Consider the following 17,019-nt stretch of genomic DNA (forward strand, 5'->3'; position numbering starts at 1 on the left):
GTTCAGTCCACTGCCAGTCTCCGGTCCGCCGCCAGCTTCTTCCACTTGGCGTTGTCCTGGGACATGAAGCGCTGGATGTCGGGCAGGGACATGGGCGTGGCCACGGCCCCCGCGGCCTGCAGCGTGGGGCGCAGCTCGGGCGACTGTATGGCCTGGTTGATCCACTGGTTGAGCTGGGCCAGCTTCCCGGGCGGTGTAGCGGCCGGCACGGCCACGGCGTACCACTGTTCGGCCTCGTAGCCGGGCACGCCCGCCTCGCGCAGGGTGGGCACGGCGGCAAGACTGTCCACGCGCGTGGCGCTGGTCACGGCATAGGCCTTGAGCCGGCCCGACTGGATGTGCGGCAGCACCGGCGTCACGCCCAGCATGGCCAGGGGAATCTGCCCGCCCACCACGTCGGTCACGGCCTGGCCCCCGCCCTTGTAGGGCACATGCACCATGCGCGTGTCCGCCATGGCGTTGAGCAGCTCGCCGGCCAGGTGCTGGGACGTGCCCGTGCCCGAACTGGCATAGCTCCACTGGGTGGGCCTGGCCTTCATGGCGGCCACCAGTTCGGCCAGGTTGTCGGCGGCGCCCGCGGCCGGACCCACCAGCACCATGGCGCCGCGCGCCATCACGGCCACGGCAGTCAGTTCGCGGCCTACTTCGGGCTGGCGGCCGGCCGATGGCGGGGTCAACTGGGGACCCGGCACGGACACCAGGGTCAGGCCGTCGGCGGGCGCCTTGGCAGCGGCCTGCAGGCTGATGGCGCCCGAGGCGCCGGGCCGGTTTTCCACCACCACGCTGACGCCCGCCTGGGCCTCCAGCTGCCGGGCCACCTGGCGGGTCAGCACATCCAGGCTGCCGCCGGGGGCAAAGCCCACGATCCAGGTGATGGGCTTGCCCGTGGCAGGGGGCGCGGCAGGCTCCGCCGCGTGCGCGGCAGGCAGCGCAATGGCTGCCAGGAGCGCCAGCGCATGCCGGCGGCTTTTCATCGGGAAGCCGGTGTGGGCTTGCGCAGCGGTCATGGCAGCGGATCTCCGTGGTCGGGTGCGCCTGCGGCGGTGTTGGGGTGGGCCTTGCAGCTGTCGTTGAACTGCTTGACCATGGTCAGCACGGGATTGAGAACCCAGGTGTTGAAGATGAGCACGTCATGCTCTTCCTTGGGGTCGCGCACGATGTTGAACAGGTAGGGCGACTCCAGCTTGCCCTTGCTTTCATTGACCTCGGGCTCCCAGTAGAAGTGCAGCTTCCAGTCGCGCCACTTCACGGCCCGCAGCTGGTCCTTGATGTAGAAGAGAAAGCCTTCGCGCGCCGAGCGCGCCTCGCCCTGCAGGAAGGCTGTCTGGTCCACGCCGTCGATGGGCCGGTCCTGCGGCACGGGCGCGCCGGCCACGGCCGCCAGCGTGGAGAAGATGTCGGTCACATGCATGATTTCATTGCTGGTGCGCCCGGCCTGGATGCGGCCCGGCCAGCGTGCGATGAACGGCACGCGCAGGCTGCCTTCCATGGCCGTGTGGTAGGTGCCGCGCCAGGGGCCGGCCGTCCCGCGGTAGGGCTGGCGGAATTCGGGGCCGTTGTCGCTGCAGAAGATGAACAAGGTGTCCTCGCGCAGGCCCAGGCGGTCGATCTCGTCGGCGATCTGGCCCACGCGGTGGTCCATCTCCACCATGGAGTCGGCAAAGTCGCCCTGGCCGGTGCGGCCCGCGAAGTCCGCGTGCGGCAGCGTGGGAAAGTGCAGATGCACCAGGGGCAGGTACAGGAAGAAGGGGCGGGCCTGGGCATGGTGGCGGCGCATGAAGTCCAGAGAGCGCTCCACCAGCTCGGCGTCGATGTCGCGCCGGGCCGCCAGATCGTAGACCTTGACGTCCTGCGAAGGGCTGCCCGCCCGGCCCTGCATGATGTGGGGCAGGGGGGCCACGCTGGGGTCGTAGCCGGTGGTGGCGGTGAACTGGCTTTCGTCCGTGGTGCGGGGAATGCCGTACCACTCGTCGAAACCCCGGTCGCTGGGATAACGGCCTGGAATATCACCCAGATGCCATTTGCCGAAATGCGCCGTGGCATAGCCCTGGGCCGACAGCAGCTGGGCCAGGGTGACCTCGTTGCGAGTCAGGCCCTGCGGCAGCCCTGCCGGCACGGATTGCAGGGCGCCCGTCCGGATGGGGTGGCGCCCTGTCATCAGGGCCGAGCGCGTGGGCACGCAGTCGCTTTCCACATTGAAGTTCTGCAGCAGCAGGCCCTGCGAGGCCAACTGGTCGATGCGTGGGGTGGGCGCGCCGCGCAGCGCCCCGCCGCCGTAGCAGCCCAGTTCTCCCCAGCCCAGGTTGTCCGCGACGATGAGCACGATGTTCGGTGGGTTCATGATGTGGCGCAAAGTTTCCATGCCAAAACTCTAGCCACAAGCGTGTGAAATCTGATAACCAAAGGGGCGAGAATCGATGCAAGATTGGAATGGCTTTGCGCTGTTTTGAAGCAAGCTTGTGCGTTTTTCTTGGTTGACAAAGGAGTGGTGTGACGGGATTTGCCTACAACGAACTGGTCTGCTTCCTGGCCGTGGCCGAGCATGGTCATTTCGGGCGTGCTGCGGCCGCCCTGCAGGTGAGCCAGCCGGCCGTCTCCAAGATCGTGCGCCGCGTGGAGCAGGGCGTGGGCGCGGCCTTGTTCAAGCGTGGCACGCATGGCGTGGTGCTGACCAGCAGCGGCCAGCTGTTCATGGAGCCCGCGCGCCAGCTCGTGCTGCAGCATGAGCAGACGCTGCGCGCCGCCAGCGACATCCAGGCGCAGCATGTGGGGCTGATTCGCCTGGGCTTCACGCAGGCCACCTCCGAAAGCCGTGCCACGCGCGCCGTGGCCGAGCTGCTGCGCCGCCGTCCCGGCCTGCGCGTGCGGCTGACCGTGGGCAAGTCCGACGACCTGGAACGTGCGCTGCTGGAGGGCAGCCTGGACCTGGCCGTGGTGCCGTCCTATCCCGGCCACACCACGCGCTGCGCCCAGGTGGCCATCGGCGAGGACGAACTGTGGGTGGCCGCGCGGCCGCGCCACCCTTTGACGCAGGTGGCGCTGCAAGAGGGCCTGCAACTGAGACATTTGCAGGACTACGCCTGGGCCTTGCCTGCGCCAGGGGCCGCCGCACGCAGGGTGGTCGACGAGGCCTTTGCGGCCCAGGGCTTCGGCGCACCCACGGTGGCCCTGGAAATCCAGCACAACACCGAGGCCACCATCGACATCGTGGGCCAGACCGACCTGCTGTGCTACGTGCCCAGCCATGTGCTGCGCGGCAGCCCCGAGCGCCTGCAGGCCCTGCCCATCCCCGCGCTGCGCACGCGCCGCAGCTGGCTGCTGATCAGCCACCCCAAGGCCCAGTGGTCGCCGCTGATGGCGGCGCTCAGGGATTTGACGGTCGGATAGCGGGGGCCGGGTCCGGTTCAGGCGGCCATGTCGGCCGTGGCCACTGTGCGGGCAGGATGGGCGCTGTCATCGCCATCCGTGTACTGCAGCGGCACGCGCTTGACGTTGCACAGCAGCTCGTAGGCGATGGTGCCTGCGGCCCGCGCCACGGTGTTCACATCGATGCGTGGCCCCCACAGTTCCACGGCGCTGCCGATGCCGGCCTCCGGCAGGTCGGTGAGATCGACCGTGAGCATGTCCATGGAGACGCGGCCGATCAGCTGCGCGGCCTGACCGTCCACGGCCACGGGCGTGCCGTCCGGCGCCGTGCGCGGATAGCCGTCGGCATAGCCCATGGCCACCAGGCCCACGCGCGTGGGGCGCCGGGCCACATGGCGGGCGCCATAGCCCAGCGGATCGCCGGGCTGCAGCGTGCGCACGGCAAAGACCTGGCTGTGCAGGCCCATCACGGGCTGCAGGCCGGCCGTGGACTCCGCCAAAGGGTCGGCTCCGTACAAGGCGATGCCCACGCGGCCCCAGTCGCGCCGCGCCTCGGGCCAGGCCAGCAGGCCGGCCGAGTTGCACAGGCTGCGGTCGCCGGGCAGGCTGGCCGTGGCTTCGTCGAAGCGGCGGATCTGCGCGGACGTCATGCCCTGGCCGGGCTCGTCGGCGCGTGCGAAATGCGTCATCAGCGTGACCTGCTGCACGGCGGCGCAGGCCTGCAACCGTGCATGGGCCGAGGCCGCCAGTGCGGGCGCAAAGCCTGCGCGCCCCATGCCCGAATCGATCTTGAGCCAGGCATGCAGGCCATGCCGCGCCCCGGCCTGTTCCAGCATGCGCAACTGGGCGTCCTGGTGCACGGCGAGCCAGAGGCCGTGGGCGCTGGCGACCTGCAGTTCCTCGCGGTCGAACAGGCCTTCGAGCACGAGGATGGGCGCACGGATGCCTGCAGCGCGCAGCGGCAGGGCTTCCTCCAGGAAGGCGACGGCATAGCCGTCGGCCAGCCCGTCCAGGGCCTGGGCGCAGCGCACGGCGCCGTGCCCGTAGGCATTGGCCTTGAGCACGGCCAGGGCGCGCCCGCCGTGCAGGCGGCGGGCGGTCAGGTAGTTGCGGCGCAGTGCGCCGAGGTCGATGCGGGCGAAGGCGGGGCGCGCCATGGCTCAGGCGGACAAGGGGGCGCCGGGGGCACGGGCTGGCACCGGGGCCTGGCGGTCATAGCGGTCCAGTGCCAGCCCGTCGGTGCTGATTTCCGGGCTGCGGCCCGTGATCAGGTCGGCGATCAGCCGGCCCGAGCCGCAGGCCATGGTCCAGCCCAGCGTGCCGTGGCCGGTGTTCAGGAACAGGTTGGGGTAGCGCGTGGCGCCGACGATGGGCGTGCCGTCAGGCGTCATGGGGCGCAGGCCGGTCCAGAAGCTGGCGCGCGCCACGTCGCCCCCGGGGAACAGGTCGTTGACCACCAGCTCCAGCGTGGCACGGCGGCGCGGGTCCAGGCGCAGGTCGAACCCGCCCAGCTCGGCCATGCCGCCCACGCGGATGCGGTCGTCGAAGCGCGTGACGGCGATCTTGTAGGTCTCGTCCAGCACCGTGGACTGGGGCGCCAGCGCGGGATTGCCCATGGGCACGGTCAGCGAATAGCCCTTGACGGGATAGACCGGAAGATCCAGTCCCAGCGGCTGCAGCGCCTGGCGCGAGTAGCTGCCGAAGGCCATCACGTAGCGGTCGGCCGTCAGCAGTTCTCCGTTCACGCGCACGCCGGCGATACGATCGCCCTCGACCACCAGGCCGTCCACGGTCTGGTTGAAACGGAAATCCACGCCCAGGCCGGCGGCGATGCGGGCCAGCTCGTTGGTGAAGCGGTGGCAGTCGCCGGTCTCGTCCCTGGGCAGGCGCAGGCCGCCCGTGAGCCGTTCGCGCGCCTGGGCCAGGGCGGGCTCCACGCCGGCGAGCTGGTCGCGGTCCAGCAGCTCGTGGGGTACGCCGCATTCGCGCAGCACGGCCACGTCGCGGCCCACGGCGTCCAGCTGGGCCTGGGTGCGGAACAGTTGCAGCGTGCCGCCCGTGCGCTGCTCGTAGGCGATGCCGGTGTCGGCACGCAGCTGCTGCAGGCAACTGCGGCTGTACTCGGCCACGCGCATCATGCGTTCCTTGTTGACGGCATAGCGCGCGGCCGTGCAGTTGCGCAGCATCTGCGCCATCCAGCGCAGCTGGAACAGGCTGCCGTCCAGGCGCACGGCCAGCGGCGCGTGCTCCTGCAGCATCCACTTCAGTGCCTTGAGCGGAATGCCGGGCGCGGCCCAGGGCGTGGAGTAGCCGGGCGAGACCTGGCCCGCGTTGGCGAAGCTGGTCTCGGCGGCGGGCGCGTCCTGCCGGTCGAGCACGGTCACCTGGGCACCGGCCCGGGCCAGATACCAGGCGCTGGTCACACCGATCACACCGCCGCCAAGAACTAGGACTTTCATGGGTTTCACCGCCAGGTCAACAAGATGAAATCAAAGTCTATTGACGATGAGGCAGTGGAAATCACTGAAATATTGCTACTCTTCAGTGATTGATTTGCATGGGAGACTGGCGCCATGGCCACCAGAAGTGAAAACCGCGTGCTCGACCGCACCGACCGCAAGATCCTGGACGTGCTCCAGCGCGACGGCCGCATCTCCATGACCGAGCTGGCCGAGCAGGTCAGCCTCTCGGCCACACCCTGCTCGGAGCGCGTGCGGCGCCTGGAGCGCGATGGCGTGATCACGGGCTACCACGCCCATCTCTCGCCCGAGGCATTGGGCAAGACGCTGCTGGTGTTCGTGGAGATCAAGCTCTCGTCCAAGTCGGGCGAGGTCTTCGACAAGGTGCGCCAGGAACTGCTGCACGTGCCCGACGTGCTGGAGTGCTTCCTGGTCTCGGGCAGCTTCGACTACCTGGTCAAGGCCCGCCTGGGCGGCATGCGCGAATACCGCCGCCTGCTGGGCGACATCCTCAAGAAGCTGCCCGTGCCGGCGGAGTCCCACAGCTATGTGGTGATGGAGGAGGTCAAGGAGACGCTGGCGCTGCCGGTGGATCGGTGAGGGGCCGCCCGGGGCTCAGCCCTGGCGGGCGCGTGCCCGCGTGTCTTCGTCGAGGATGCTGCGTACCACCGAGAACAGCGGGTCGGCTTCCGTGTACTTCCTGCCATAGCCCAGATTGAACTCGTAGTCGAAATCGGGCGGATTGATGCCCTGGTTGTGTTGCAGGATGGTCTCCAGCTTGTCCAGGGCCTTGACGGCGCGGGCCTCGGGGGTGGCGGCGTCCTCGTACTCCTGCCACAGCGCCATGATGGCGTCGCGGTGCGCGGGCTGCAGCGAGCGGGCCAGGTGCAGCAGGTCGGCCTTTTCCTGTGCGCTCTTGTCCGGGTGCTGGTTCTTTTCCACGGCGGGGATGTCTCCGTGGATGGCCTCGCCCAGGTCGTGGATGACGCACAGTTTGAGCAGCTTGAGCATGTCCAGCCCGGCGAGCTGGTCCTCGAAGGCGATGGCCATCAGGCACAGGCGCCAACTGTGTTCGGCCGTGCTCTCGCAGCGGCCGGTCGAGGTGTGGGCGCTGCGCAGCACGCTCTTGAGCTTTTCCGCCTCGCGCAGGAAGTCCAGGCGGCCCTTGATGTTTGCTATGTCCATGGCCGGATATTCTCGTCCGGTTTCACCAGGGCCGTGCGCAGCGGGCCGTCAGTCGATCAGCCGCCCATCCGCATCCCAGAACGGATAGGGCCCGTCGAACCGTCCGCTGGCCACGGCATGGCTGACCAGGCGCCCGCCCGGGGGCAGGGCATGGACCATGAAGCCCGGCGGCTCCAGCGTCCAGGCCGATGCCGCGTCGGGCGCCAGGTCCAGGCAGACCTGGTGGGCCGGGGCCGGCGAGGTCTGCGCCACCGTGCCGCCGAAGGCCACCTGGATGCTGCGGTGCAGGTGGCCGCAGATCACGCGCTGCACATTCGGATGGCGTGCGATCAGTGCCTCCAGTTCGGGCGCGCCCTGCAGCAGGCCGATCCGGTCCATGTGACCGATCAGGGTCTCGAAGGGCGGGTGGTGCATGGCGATCACCACGGGGCGGCCGGCGCTGGCGATCAACTGAAGTTCCAGCCACTGAAGGCGGTCCTCGCACAGCGCGCCCTCGCTGTGGCCGGGCACCACGGTGTCCAGCGCGATCAGGCGCAGGCCGCCGATGTCCACCGCGTACTGGATGAAGCCCTCGCGGCCCAGCCAGGCATGTTCGGGAAAGGCCGCGCGCAGCGCGTCGTGGTCGTCGTGGTTGCCCGGCAGCAGGTGGAGGGGCAGCTCGCCCAGCGGGGCCAGCAACTGGCGCAGATGGGTGTACTCGGCGGGCCGGCCGAAGTCGGTCAGATCGCCCGTGATCACCACGGCGTGCGGCTTTTGCGCCAGCGCCAGCACGCTGTGCACGCAGCGCTCCAGGTACTGGGCGGTGTCGATGCGGCGGTAGGTCAGGCGGCCGGGTTCGCGGATATGCAGGTCGGTGAGTTGCACCAGGAAAGTCGTCATGGCAGAGGAGGGGTGTTGGCTTCAGGCAGCGGCGTGGCCGGGCATCCACTGGTGGGGGGCGATGCGCAGGCCCACGCGTTCGCCGGCCTGCGCGACATGGTCGCGGGCGACGTCGGCGACCAGCGGCGCGTGGCCCGCCAGCTCCAGCGTCAGTTGCAGGCGGTCGCCCAGGAAGACGCGGCGCGCGACCGATGCGGGCACGGCGCCCGGCGTGTCGGCCGTGCAGACCTCAATGTCCTCGGGGCGCAGCAGCAGCCGGGCGGCGCCCGCGCAGCCTGCCGGGCAGTCCAGCGCCATGCCGGCCAGCACCAGCCGGTTGCCGCGCGCATCGTCCTGGCTGCGCTCGACCTGGTTGACGCGGCCCAGGAAGGTGGCGACGAAGGGGTGGGCCGGCTGGCGATACAGGCTCTCGCCGTCGCCCACCTGCAGGATGCGGCCGGCCTGCATCACCGCCATGCGGTCGGCAATCGCCATGGCCTCCTGCTGGTCGTGGGTGACGTGCACGGCCGTGATGCGCAACTGGCGCAGCAACTGGGCCAGCTCGTCGCGCAGGGTTTCCTTGAGCTTGGCGTCCAGGGCCGTGAGCGGCTCGTCCAGAAGCAGCACGCGCGGGCGCGAGGCCACGGCACGGGCCAGGGCCACGCGCTGGCGCTGGCCGCCCGACAGCTCGGCGGGGCGCTTGTGCTCCAGGCCGTTCAGGCGCACCAGGTCCACCAGCTCTCCCACGGCGCGGCGCTGCGCGTCCTGGGGCTCGCCCCTGATGCGCAGGCCGTAGCCGATGTTGGCCTGCACGCTCATCTGCGGAAACAGCGCGTAGTGCTGGAACACCATGCCCACCTGGCGCTGCTCGATGGGAACCCGGGTCACATCGGTGTCGCCGAAGGCGATGCGGCTGCCCGCGTCCGGCGTCTCCAGGCCCGCGATGATGCGCAGCAGCGTGGTCTTGCCGCAGCCCGAAGGGCCCAGCAGGGCCAGCACCTCGCCGGGCGCCACATGCAGGTCGGTGGCCTGCAGGCCGCGCGTGCCGTCGGCATAGGTCTTGGCGCATTGCCGGATGTCGATGGCGACGCTCTTATTTTCCATAGTGCTTCTCGATGAAATGCCCCAGCGCCTGCAGCGCCCACATCACGGGCAGGATGACGATGAGGAAGATGAGGGTGTAGGCCGAGCCCACCTCGATGCGCATGGACGCATAGCTGTCGGCCAGCCCCACGGGCAGGGTGCGCGTCAGCGGCGTGTGCAGCATCCAGGTGAGGTTGAACTCGCCCATGGACAGGGTGAACACCATCAGGCTGGCGGCCACGATGGCGGGCAGTACGGCGGGCACCAGCACGCCCAGCAGGCGCTGCGCGAAGGAGGCACCCAGCGAGCGGGCCGCCTCCTCCAGCGAGACCAGCTCCGGGCGGCGCAGCGCCGCGCCCACCATGCGCACCATGAAGGGCAGGGTGAACACCACATGGCCGACCAGGATGAAGGCGAAGCTCTGGCGGAAGGCGGTCACGCTGCCATAGGCCAGCAGCAGGGCCAGGGCGCTGGCCAGGCCCGGGATGGCCACGGGCAGGGTCAGCAGCTCCTCGAAGTGCTGGGCCCAGCGCGAGCGGCTTCGCGCCAGCGCATAGGCGCAGGGCACGCCCAGCAGCAGGGTCAGGGCCACGCAGGCGCAGGCCAGCAGCAGCGACATCAGCACCGTGTTGCCGTAGCCGGCCCAGACCTCGGACAGCCAGCGCGTGGTCAGCCCGCCGGACAGGCCCTGGCCGTAGTTCTCGACCAGGCCGGCCAGCACGGACAGCAGCATGGGCGCCAGCATGAACAGCGTGATGGCGGCCGTCACCAGCCACATGGCGGCGGGCATCCTGGGGGAGGTGCGTTGCATGCTCAGGCTCCTGCAGCGGCCGGGCCGGCCCGGCGCCGGGACGCCCACAGCACGAACCAGGTGATCAGCCCCAGGGTGATCGACAGGCTGGCGGCCAGAGCGAAGTTGGCGTAGTTGGTGAACTCGTTGTAGATGGTGATGGGCAGTACTTCGAACTTGCTGGACAGCGTGAACGCCGTGCCGAAGGCGCCCATGGCGGTCGCGAAGACGATGGCGCCGCAGGCCAGCGTGGTGGGCAGCAGTTGCGGCCACCACACATCGCGCGCCACCGACCAGGCGCTGGCGCCCATGGAGCGCGCGGCCTCCTCCAGGTGCGGGTCCAGCGCCTGGGCCGCTGCCGTGTACGAGGCGATGGCGCGCGGCAGCGAGAAGTACAGATAGCCCAGGAACAGGCCCGTGAGGCCGTATGCAAACGTCAGCCGCTCGCCGCCCAGGGCCACGGACAGGTCGGCCAGCGCCCCCTGGCGCCCGCCCAGCAGGATGATGAAAAAGCCGATGATCACGCCCGGGAACGACAGCGGCAGCGTCAGCAGCGACAGCAGCAGGCCGCGCCCCGCGAAGCGGTGGCGCGCCAGCGCGATGCCCATCACCGCGCCGATGGCCAGCGTGGCCAGCGTCACCGCCAGCGACAGTCCCAGGGTCTGCAGCAGGCTTTGCAGGTACAGCCCATCGGTCAGTGTGGCGAAGTAGGTGTGCCAGCCCGCATGCGCCGGCAGCGCCAGCAGCAGGCCGGCCGGCAGCAGCCAGAAGGCGGCGAAGAAGGCCACGGCCGGCGCGCTGCAGGCCAGCAGCAGGGCGCGGGCGCGCCAGTCACCCGGCGCCTTGGAGGAAATGCCCACGATGCAGTCCCCTCTCAACGCACTTCACGCAGGTAGCGCGTGGCAAAGCCCTTTTGCACATCGGCCATCTTCTGGTAGTCGACCGAGGTGGCGCGTGCGTACTCGCTGGCCGGAAGGAAGTGGCCGGCCACCTCCTTGGGCAGGGCCACGTCGCGCACGGGGCGCAGGTAGGCATGGGCCCAGATGGACTGGCCCTTGTCGGACAGCACATAGTCCAGCACCTTCCTGCCGTTGTCAGCGTGCGGTGCCTTGTTCACCAGGCTCATCACGTAGGGCATGACCACGGTGCCTTCCTTGGGGATCACGAAGTCCACGTCGGCCTTGTCCTTGTAGCGGGCGCGGTAGGCGTTGAAGTCGTAGTCCAGCAGGATGCCGATCTCGCCCGACAGCAGGCGCGCGTACGAGGTCTGCTTGGGCACGATGGGCTCGTTCTTTTGCAGCTTCCTGAAGAAGTCGATGGCGGGCTGGAAGTTGTCCAGGTTGCCGCCCATGGCCTGGTTCACGGCCACGGCGCCCACATAGCCGACGAAGGCCGAGGCCGGATCCAGGTAGCCCACCAGGCCCTTGTATTCGGGTTTGAGCAGGTCTGCCCAGGACTGGGGCACGGGCTTGCCGCCCAGGGCCGCCTTGTTGACCATGAAGCCCAGCGTGCCCGAGTGGATGGTCACCCACTCGCCCTTGGGGTCCTTCAGGCCCGCAGGGATCTGGTCCCAGTTGGCGGGCTTGTAGGCCGTGACCACGCCGTCCTTCTGCGCCTGGATGGCGAAGGTCACGCCCAGGTAGGTCACATCGGCCACGGGGCTGGCCTTCTCGGCCACGAGCTGGGCCAGCGACTGGCCCGAGTTCTTGTTGTCGGGGGGCACGGTGATGCCGGTATCGGCCTTGATGGCCTTGATCTGCGTGCCCCAGTCGGCCCATTCGGGCGGGCAGTTGTAGCAGATGGCGCTCTGGGCCAGGGCCGTGCCGCAGACGGCCGTGGTGGCGGCCAGCAAGGCCAGGCGTTTGAAGAAGGGCTTGAAGGCAAAGGTCGGCAGGTTCATGTCGTGTCCTTGAAGGGAAGAGAAACGTGGGGGAGGGGGATGCCCGTGGCGGTGCCCGGGCCGTTGTTGTCTAGTCCAGGCCTTGGCAGGATTCGCCGCCGCGCCAGCCATGGGGCAGGCACCGGCTGTCCTGCGGGCCCAGGGGTGTCCTGCTTGCCAGCGCATCGCACAGCAGCGTCACGCAAGCGGTTCCGATGTCGTGGTTGGGCTGGGAGATGGAGGCCAGCGAGGGAGTGAGATCACCGGCGATGGCGATGCCGTCGAAGCCCGCGATGCTCAGGTCCGCCGGCACCGACAGCCCTGCCAGCGCCGCCGCGCGGATGGTGCGTATGGCCAGCAGGTCGTTGCTGCAGACGATGGCCGTGGGTGGCGCGGGCTCGGCCAGGTGCTGCCGCAGCATCTGCACGGCGGTGGCGGCAAAGGGCACCTCCCAGACCGGCAGCGGCGCAAGCCCTGCGGCCTGCATGCCCAGCGCATAGCCCTGGCAGCGCTGCTGTGCACGGTCCGAGGCCTGCAACTGGCCCGTGACCATGCCGATGCGGCGGTGCCCTGCGGCGGCCAGGCGCTGCACCAGGTCCCGTACGGCGCCCGTGTTGTCCACGCCCACGCAGGCATGCTCGGGCGTGTGGTGGTAGGCCAGCACATAGGGCTTGCCGGACTGACGCACGCGCGCCAGCGCCGCCGAGTCATGGGGATTGGAGACCACCAGCACCAGCGCATCCACGCCGCTGGCCAGCAGCCGCGTGGCGGCGTCTTCCTCGCCGCCATGGTCGTACTCGGTGGTGCAGGGCGAGATCGCATAGCCGCGCAGCGCCGCCTGCGAGGCAATGCCCTGCAGGCATTCGGCGAATACCGGATTGGTCAGCGTGGGCAGCACCACGCCCAGCACCTTGCTGCTGCGCGTGCGCAGCGTGCGGGCGCTGGCATTGGCCACATAGCCCACCTCGCCCGCCACGCGCAGCACCTTGCTGCGCGTCATTGCATTGACGACCTCGGGAGAATTGAAGACGCGCGAGACGGTGGCCACGGACAGGCCCGCGCGGCGTGCAACCTCGGTGATGCTCATGGCTGTAAACGATTTCTTGAAAACGTTTACATTGCAGCCGGCGCGCGTGACAGGGCAGTGACTTGGCTGTGAAGGTTTTGTGGCGGCTCAGGCGCTGTCGCAATAGTCCCTGACCACGGCCATGAAGGCCGCCAGGACCGGCGAAGGGTCCTCCCGTCGGTGGACGCAGCTGAGCTCGATGTCCCGGAGAAAGCGCGACCGCAGCGGGCGAAAGACCACGCCCGGCAGTCTCAGCATGGTCCCCGACTCCGGCGTGATGCACAGTCCGAGCCCCGCGCAGACGAGCGCGATGCAGGTGGTGACGTCTTCCACTTCCTGCATGACCTCGATCTGCACTTTTTCTCGCCGAAAGGCGGCAATCACCTCTTGCGCCAGTCCGGCCAGCGGCGTGTTCGGATACAGGATCATGGGCTGGCGCTCCAGATCGCGCAGGGTGATCGCGGTCTTGGCACTGAGCGGATGGCTTTCGTGCATGCCCACGTACATGGGCTCGCGCAGGACCAGGCAGACGGCAAGGTCGGGTTCGGCCGGCGGCAGGCGGTGAAAGCCCACGTGGATCCGGTGCTCGCGCAGCGCCTGGATCTGCTCGCCCTTGGTCAGGTTGTGCAGGCGGATGCGGATCTCGGGCCGCTGGTTGTGAAAGCTGCCGATCAGCCGCGGAATGACGTTGAGCACCCCGGAGCCAAAGATGCCGATGTCCAGGTCTCCCAGCAAGCCCTTGCCCGCGCGCAGCGCGCGCTCACGGGCCAGCCGGGCCAGCTCAAGGATGTTCGGCACGTCGCGCAAAAGGGATTGCGCCGCCTCGGTCAGCTGTATGCCCCGGGAGGTGCGCACGAACAGCTCCACGCCCAGGTCTTCCTCCATCTGGCGCATCTGGCGTGACAGAGGTGGCTGGGCCATGTGCAGGCGCTCGGCCGCGCGGCTGACGCTTTGCTCCTGGGCCAGTGCGAGGAAGTAACGCATGTGCCGCAGATCCATGGCCGTTCCTTTGCTTGGAGATACCTCCATGGTATGGCTGATCGCCCAATCGGTATTGGACAGTATGGGGCACGGGTTTGAGAATGGCCTGCACAACCGCTGTCATCTCAATCGCCACACCTTCGGGAGGAAGTCCATGCGCTCACTCGCCACACGGGTCGCCCGTTGCATCTGTGCCTGGGTCTGCGCGCTGGCGCCTCTGTGCAGCGGGGCACAGGGCTTTCCCGATCGCCCCGTCACGCTGGTGCTGTCCTACTCGGCCGGCAGCATCTCCGACGTGCTGGCACGCAGCGTGGCACAGCAGCTGAGCCTTCAATGGAGGCAGCCGGTGGTGGTCGACAACCGGCCGGGAGGCAATCAGATCATCGCGGCCAATCTCGTGGCCAAGGCGGCGGCCGACGGCCATACCTTGCTGTTGTGCGACGACGGCGTCTTCACGCTCAACCCGCACCTGTTCCGCAAGCTGGGCTACTCGCTGGCGGACTTCACGCCGGTGGTCGATCTCGCGCAATTGCAGATGGTGCTGTCTGCCGCAAAAGACCTGCCGGCGCGCAACCTTTCGCAACTGGTGGCGCTGGCCAGGGCCCGGCCGGGCACGCTGAACTATGCATCGTTCGGAACGGGGAACATCGTGCATCTGGCCATGGACTCTTTTTCCCGGCTCGCCGGCATCGAGCTGGTGCACGTGCCCTACAAGGGCTATCCCGACGCCATCCGCGATGTGCTGGCCAACCAGGTGCAACTGGTGCTGGGAGGCATCGGGGGGCCGGCGCTGCAGCATCTGAAAAGCGCAGCCATGAAACCGCTGGCCGTCACCGGTCCATCGCGCAGTCCCTTGCTGCCGGACGTGCCCACGCTGGCCGAATCGGGGTTTGCACAGCTCGATCCCCAGGTCAATTTCATCCTCATGGCGCCTGCGGGGACGCCGCCCGAGGTGGTGCGCAAGATCAATGCGGACGTCGCCGGCATCGTCAGGCAGGGCATTGCCTCCACGGTGCTGGAGCCCAACGGCATGCAGCCGCTGGGACGCAGCCCGGCGGCCCTGGCCGATTCGCTGCGGCAAGGCCGGGCCGCCTATGCCGGACTCGTGAAATCGTCCGGCGTCCGGCTGGATTAGGACAAGGAGGAGATGCCCATGATCATCGAAAAGCAAGGCGACGTGACGGCTGCCGTGCTGGAGCAATTGCAGCGATCGCCCGACCCTCGTTTCCGGGAAATCATGACCGCAGCGGTCACGCATCTGCATGGCTTCATCCGCGATGCCCGCCTGACGGAGGCGGAGTTCCACCAGGCCTGCACCGTCATCGCGCAACTGGGCCAGCTCACCACCGCGTCCCACAACGAGGTGGTGCTGATCGCCGGCTCGCTGGGCCTGTCCGCGCTGGTCTGCCTGCTGAACAACGGGGACAACGGCCAGACCGAGACCACGGCCAACCTGATGGGGCCGTTCTGGCGCATGGATTCGCCGCCGACGGACAACGGCGGCTCCATCGTGCGGTCACCGACGCCGGGCATGCCGGTGTTCGTGACGGCCTGGGTGCGCGACCGGCAGGGCCGGCCCGTGCCGGACGCCGAAGTCGATGTCTGGCAGGCATCGTCCGAGGGCTTCTACGAGAACCAGGACCCGGGCCAGGCCGACATGAATCTGCGCGGCAAGTTCAGGACCGACGCGGCAGGGCGCATCGCCTTTCGCACCATCAAGCCCGTGGGCTATCCCATCCCCTTGAGCGGCCCGGTGGGCGCCCTGCTGCGCGCGCAGGGCCGGCACAACATGCGCCCGGCCCACATCCACTTCATGGTCTACAAGCCCGGCTTCAAGACGCAGTTTGCCCAGGTGTATTCCAGTGACGATCCGCACCTGGAGACCGATGTGCAGTTCGGCGTGACCCGCGCCCTGATCGGCCAGTACGTGCTGCATTCGGCAGAGGCACCGCCCGCCGCCGATGTGCAGGGCGCCTGGTACACGCTGGACCACCACTTCGTGATCGAGGCCGGCGAGGCGAGCCTGCCCAGGCCGCCCATCACCGGCAAGGCCGGGGGAGAGCGCCCGACGCTTGCCGTGCTGCAGCCATCCGCAGTTCCTCACTGAAGAAAGCCCGAAGATGATCAATGCCACTGAACGCCAGCAAGCCGCCCAGGCGCTGCTGCGGGCGGAAAAAAGCCGACAGCCCATCCCCCAGGTCAGCCGGACCTGGCCCGGCATGGAGATCGAGGACGCCTACGCTGTGCAGCAACTGTGGGCCGATGCCAAGGTGCAGGCCGGCGCGCGCATCGTCGGCCACAAGATCGGCCTGACTTCGCGCGCCATGCAGATGGCGTCGAAGATGGACGAGCCGGACTACGGCGTGCTCCTGGACCACATGCTCTACCCCGACGGCGCCCGCATAGAGGTTGCGCAGTTCCACATGCCGCGCCTGGAAGTGGAGCTGGCGTTCGTGCTGGGCCGTCCGCTGGACAAGCCGCCGGGCGCAGGACCGGTGACGGTCTACGACGTTCTCGACGCCACGGCCTATGTCACCCCGGCACTCGAGATCATCGACTACCGGACGCAGGTGCCCCGCAGCATCTGCGACACCATCGCGGACAATGCCGCCGCCGCTGCCATGGTCACCGGGGGACGCATCGTGCGACCCATGGACATCGATCTGCGCTGGGTGGGCGCCACCCTGTCGAAGAACGGCGTGATCGAGGAGTCAGGCGTTTCCGCCGCCGTCATGGGCCATCCTGCCATGGGCATCGTCTGGCTGGCCAACAAGCTGGCGGGCCATGGCATCACGCTGCAGGCGGGCCACATCCTGCTGGCGGGCTCCTTCACCCGGCCCACGGCGGTCACGGCTGGCGACACCATCCATGCGGACTTTGGTCCACTGGGCTCCATCGGGGTGTCGTTCGCGGGATCAGCCTGAATGGGCTTTTAGCAGCAGTACGCCCAGCACAATGAGCAAGAGGGCGATGATGCGTGTGGGCGCGGTGGACTCGCCCAGCCAGAGCATGCCGGCCAGCGCGATCAGCGCCGTCCCCGTGCCTGCCCATACTGCATAAGCCAGTCCGACTTCAAGATGCCGCACCGCCAATGACATCGACCAGATGGCAAACAGGTATGAAATACCAGTGACCAAGGACGGCAGGGGCCGTGTAAGTCCATCCGAATAACGCATGGCGACGGTTCCAGCGACTTCGGCGGCGATGCTTGCGGCGATCAACAGCCATGAAAACGTTTGCGGGTTCACGCAGTCCTCCAGCCACCGTGTCTATACCGGACACGGTGCAACAAGAGGAAGCGGTACCCCGACAGAGCCGAAATGATAGTCCATCGGCCCGGCGTGCATCGTGA

At 68.6% G+C, this 17,019-nt stretch carries 18 protein-coding genes; 5 read left to right on the forward strand and 13 right to left on the reverse strand.

Annotated elements, in window-relative coordinates; translation table 11 throughout:
* Positions 1-2: 2 nt before the first annotated feature.
* Together L1Z78_RS11625 and L1Z78_RS11630 are read right to left on the reverse strand one after the other, a co-directional pair.
* Positions 3-1,007: a tripartite tricarboxylate transporter substrate binding protein gene (locus L1Z78_RS11625; protein ID WP_234641639.1), complete on the reverse strand. Its 1,005-nt coding sequence runs from the start codon at positions 1,005-1,007 to the stop codon at positions 3-5.
* Positions 1,004-2,341, reverse strand: coding sequence for an arylsulfatase (locus L1Z78_RS11630; protein WP_234641640.1), 1,338 nt, complete (start codon positions 2,339-2,341; stop codon positions 1,004-1,006). Before L1Z78_RS11630 ends, L1Z78_RS11625 begins: the two co-directional genes overlap by 4 nt.
* A 149-nt stretch (positions 2,342-2,490) precedes the next feature.
* Here L1Z78_RS11630 and L1Z78_RS11635 point away from each other — a divergent pair, with 149 nt between their 5' ends.
* Positions 2,491-3,387, forward strand: a complete 897-nt coding sequence (locus L1Z78_RS11635; RefSeq protein ID WP_234641641.1) for a LysR family transcriptional regulator — start codon at positions 2,491-2,493, stop codon at positions 3,385-3,387.
* Positions 3,388-3,404: 17 nt separating this feature from the next.
* Here the strand turns inward: L1Z78_RS11635 and alr are convergent, their stop codons facing one another.
* Both alr and L1Z78_RS11645 read right to left on the reverse strand, forming a co-directional pair.
* Positions 3,405-4,523, reverse strand: coding sequence for an alanine racemase (gene alr / locus L1Z78_RS11640; protein ID WP_234641642.1), 1,119 nt, complete (start codon positions 4,521-4,523; stop codon positions 3,405-3,407).
* Positions 4,524-4,526: 3 nt separating this feature from the next.
* A complete protein-coding gene (locus L1Z78_RS11645) occupies positions 4,527-5,825 on the reverse strand; it encodes a D-amino acid dehydrogenase (RefSeq protein WP_234641643.1) in 1,299 nt (432 codons plus the stop codon).
* A gap of 114 nt (positions 5,826-5,939) precedes the next feature.
* Between L1Z78_RS11645 and L1Z78_RS11650 the strand changes: the two genes are divergently transcribed.
* Entirely contained in the window at positions 5,940-6,425 is a 486-nt protein-coding gene (locus L1Z78_RS11650) for a winged helix-turn-helix transcriptional regulator (RefSeq protein WP_234641644.1), read from the forward strand.
* 15 nt (positions 6,426-6,440) lie between these two features.
* Here the strand turns inward: L1Z78_RS11650 and L1Z78_RS11655 are convergent, their stop codons facing one another.
* The 8 genes from L1Z78_RS11655 to L1Z78_RS11690 all read right to left on the reverse strand — a co-directional run bounded on the left by L1Z78_RS11655 (position 6,441) and on the right by L1Z78_RS11690 (position 13,685).
* Positions 6,441-7,010 (reverse strand): HD domain-containing protein, encoded by a 570-nt coding sequence (locus L1Z78_RS11655; RefSeq protein WP_234641645.1) that lies wholly within the window; start codon positions 7,008-7,010, stop codon positions 6,441-6,443.
* Between the two features lie 48 nt (positions 7,011-7,058).
* Entirely contained in the window at positions 7,059-7,889 is an 831-nt protein-coding gene (locus tag L1Z78_RS11660) for a phosphodiesterase (protein WP_234641646.1), read from the reverse strand.
* Positions 7,890-7,910: 21 nt separating this feature from the next.
* A complete protein-coding gene (locus L1Z78_RS11665; protein WP_234641647.1) occupies positions 7,911-8,972 on the reverse strand; it encodes an ABC transporter ATP-binding protein in 1,062 nt (353 codons plus the stop codon).
* Positions 8,962-9,762: an ABC transporter permease gene (locus L1Z78_RS11670; RefSeq protein WP_234641648.1), complete on the reverse strand. Its 801-nt coding sequence runs from the start codon at positions 9,760-9,762 to the stop codon at positions 8,962-8,964. The genes L1Z78_RS11665 and L1Z78_RS11670 overlap by 11 nt, the downstream gene beginning before the upstream one ends.
* A 2-nt stretch (positions 9,763-9,764) precedes the next feature.
* Positions 9,765-10,601: an ABC transporter permease gene (locus L1Z78_RS11675; protein ID WP_418921696.1), complete on the reverse strand. Its 837-nt coding sequence runs from the start codon at positions 10,599-10,601 to the stop codon at positions 9,765-9,767.
* 14 nt (positions 10,602-10,615) lie between these two features.
* Positions 10,616-11,641: an ABC transporter substrate-binding protein gene (locus L1Z78_RS11680; protein WP_234641649.1), complete on the reverse strand. Its 1,026-nt coding sequence runs from the start codon at positions 11,639-11,641 to the stop codon at positions 10,616-10,618.
* Positions 11,642-11,711: 70 nt separating this feature from the next.
* Positions 11,712-12,707 (reverse strand): LacI family DNA-binding transcriptional regulator, encoded by a 996-nt coding sequence (locus tag L1Z78_RS11685; RefSeq protein ID WP_234641650.1) that lies wholly within the window; start codon positions 12,705-12,707, stop codon positions 11,712-11,714.
* Positions 12,708-12,794: 87 nt separating this feature from the next.
* A complete protein-coding gene (locus L1Z78_RS11690) occupies positions 12,795-13,685 on the reverse strand; it encodes a LysR substrate-binding domain-containing protein (protein WP_234641651.1) in 891 nt (296 codons plus the stop codon).
* A gap of 136 nt (positions 13,686-13,821) precedes the next feature.
* On the opposite strand from L1Z78_RS11690, the gene L1Z78_RS11695 reads away from it, so the two are divergent.
* Genes L1Z78_RS11695 through hpaH form a run of 3 tightly spaced genes read left to right on the forward strand, consistent with a single transcriptional unit; the run spans position 13,822 to position 16,591 of the window.
* On the forward strand, positions 13,822-14,802 hold the full coding sequence (locus tag L1Z78_RS11695; RefSeq protein WP_234641652.1) for a Bug family tripartite tricarboxylate transporter substrate binding protein: 981 nt from the start codon (positions 13,822-13,824) through the stop codon (positions 14,800-14,802).
* 18 nt (positions 14,803-14,820) lie between these two features.
* Positions 14,821-15,774, forward strand: a complete 954-nt coding sequence (locus L1Z78_RS11700) for a dioxygenase (RefSeq protein WP_234641653.1) — start codon at positions 14,821-14,823, stop codon at positions 15,772-15,774.
* 13 nt (positions 15,775-15,787) lie between these two features.
* On the forward strand, positions 15,788-16,591 hold the full coding sequence (hpaH, locus tag L1Z78_RS11705; RefSeq protein WP_234641654.1) for a 2-oxo-hept-4-ene-1,7-dioate hydratase: 804 nt from the start codon (positions 15,788-15,790) through the stop codon (positions 16,589-16,591).
* Here hpaH and L1Z78_RS11710 read toward each other — a convergent pair.
* Positions 16,583-16,915: a DMT family transporter gene (locus tag L1Z78_RS11710; RefSeq protein WP_234641655.1), complete on the reverse strand. Its 333-nt coding sequence runs from the start codon at positions 16,913-16,915 to the stop codon at positions 16,583-16,585. The genes hpaH and L1Z78_RS11710 overlap by 9 nt on opposite strands.
* Between the last annotated feature and the right edge of the window lie 104 nt (positions 16,916-17,019).

The sequence above is a fragment of the Delftia tsuruhatensis genome (assembly GCF_903815225.1).
In the GTDB taxonomy this organism is placed as follows: Bacteria; Pseudomonadota; Gammaproteobacteria; order Burkholderiales; family Burkholderiaceae_C; genus Comamonas; species Comamonas tsuruhatensis_A.

Bases quoted from the DNA above. Each gene is read 5' to 3' on its own strand.
- L1Z78_RS11625 (WP_234641639.1), bottom strand. From the start codon at position 1,007: ATGACCGCTGCGCAAGCCCACACCGGCTTCCCGATGAAAAGCCGCCGG.
- L1Z78_RS11630 (WP_234641640.1), bottom strand. From the start codon at position 2,341: ATGAACCCACCGAACATCGTGCTCATCGTCGCGGACAACCTGGGCTGG.
- alr (WP_234641642.1), bottom strand. From the start codon at position 4,523: ATGGCGCGCCCCGCCTTCGCCCGCATCGACCTCGGCGCACTGCGCCGC.
- L1Z78_RS11645 (WP_234641643.1), bottom strand. From the start codon at position 5,825: ATGAAAGTCCTAGTTCTTGGCGGCGGTGTGATCGGTGTGACCAGCGCC.
- L1Z78_RS11650 (WP_234641644.1), top strand. From the start codon at position 5,940: ATGGCCACCAGAAGTGAAAACCGCGTGCTCGACCGCACCGACCGCAAG.
- L1Z78_RS11655 (WP_234641645.1), bottom strand. From the start codon at position 7,010: ATGGACATAGCAAACATCAAGGGCCGCCTGGACTTCCTGCGCGAGGCG.
- L1Z78_RS11660 (WP_234641646.1), bottom strand. From the start codon at position 7,889: ATGACGACTTTCCTGGTGCAACTCACCGACCTGCATATCCGCGAACCC.
- L1Z78_RS11665 (WP_234641647.1), bottom strand. From the start codon at position 8,972: ATGGAAAATAAGAGCGTCGCCATCGACATCCGGCAATGCGCCAAGACC.
- L1Z78_RS11670 (WP_234641648.1), bottom strand. From the start codon at position 9,762: ATGCAACGCACCTCCCCCAGGATGCCCGCCGCCATGTGGCTGGTGACG.
- L1Z78_RS11680 (WP_234641649.1), bottom strand. From the start codon at position 11,641: ATGAACCTGCCGACCTTTGCCTTCAAGCCCTTCTTCAAACGCCTGGCC.
- L1Z78_RS11685 (WP_234641650.1), bottom strand. From the start codon at position 12,707: ATGAGCATCACCGAGGTTGCACGCCGCGCGGGCCTGTCCGTGGCCACC.
- L1Z78_RS11690 (WP_234641651.1), bottom strand. From the start codon at position 13,685: ATGGATCTGCGGCACATGCGTTACTTCCTCGCACTGGCCCAGGAGCAA.
- L1Z78_RS11695 (WP_234641652.1), top strand. From the start codon at position 13,822: ATGCGCTCACTCGCCACACGGGTCGCCCGTTGCATCTGTGCCTGGGTC.
- L1Z78_RS11700 (WP_234641653.1), top strand. From the start codon at position 14,821: ATGATCATCGAAAAGCAAGGCGACGTGACGGCTGCCGTGCTGGAGCAA.
- hpaH (WP_234641654.1), top strand. From the start codon at position 15,788: ATGATCAATGCCACTGAACGCCAGCAAGCCGCCCAGGCGCTGCTGCGG.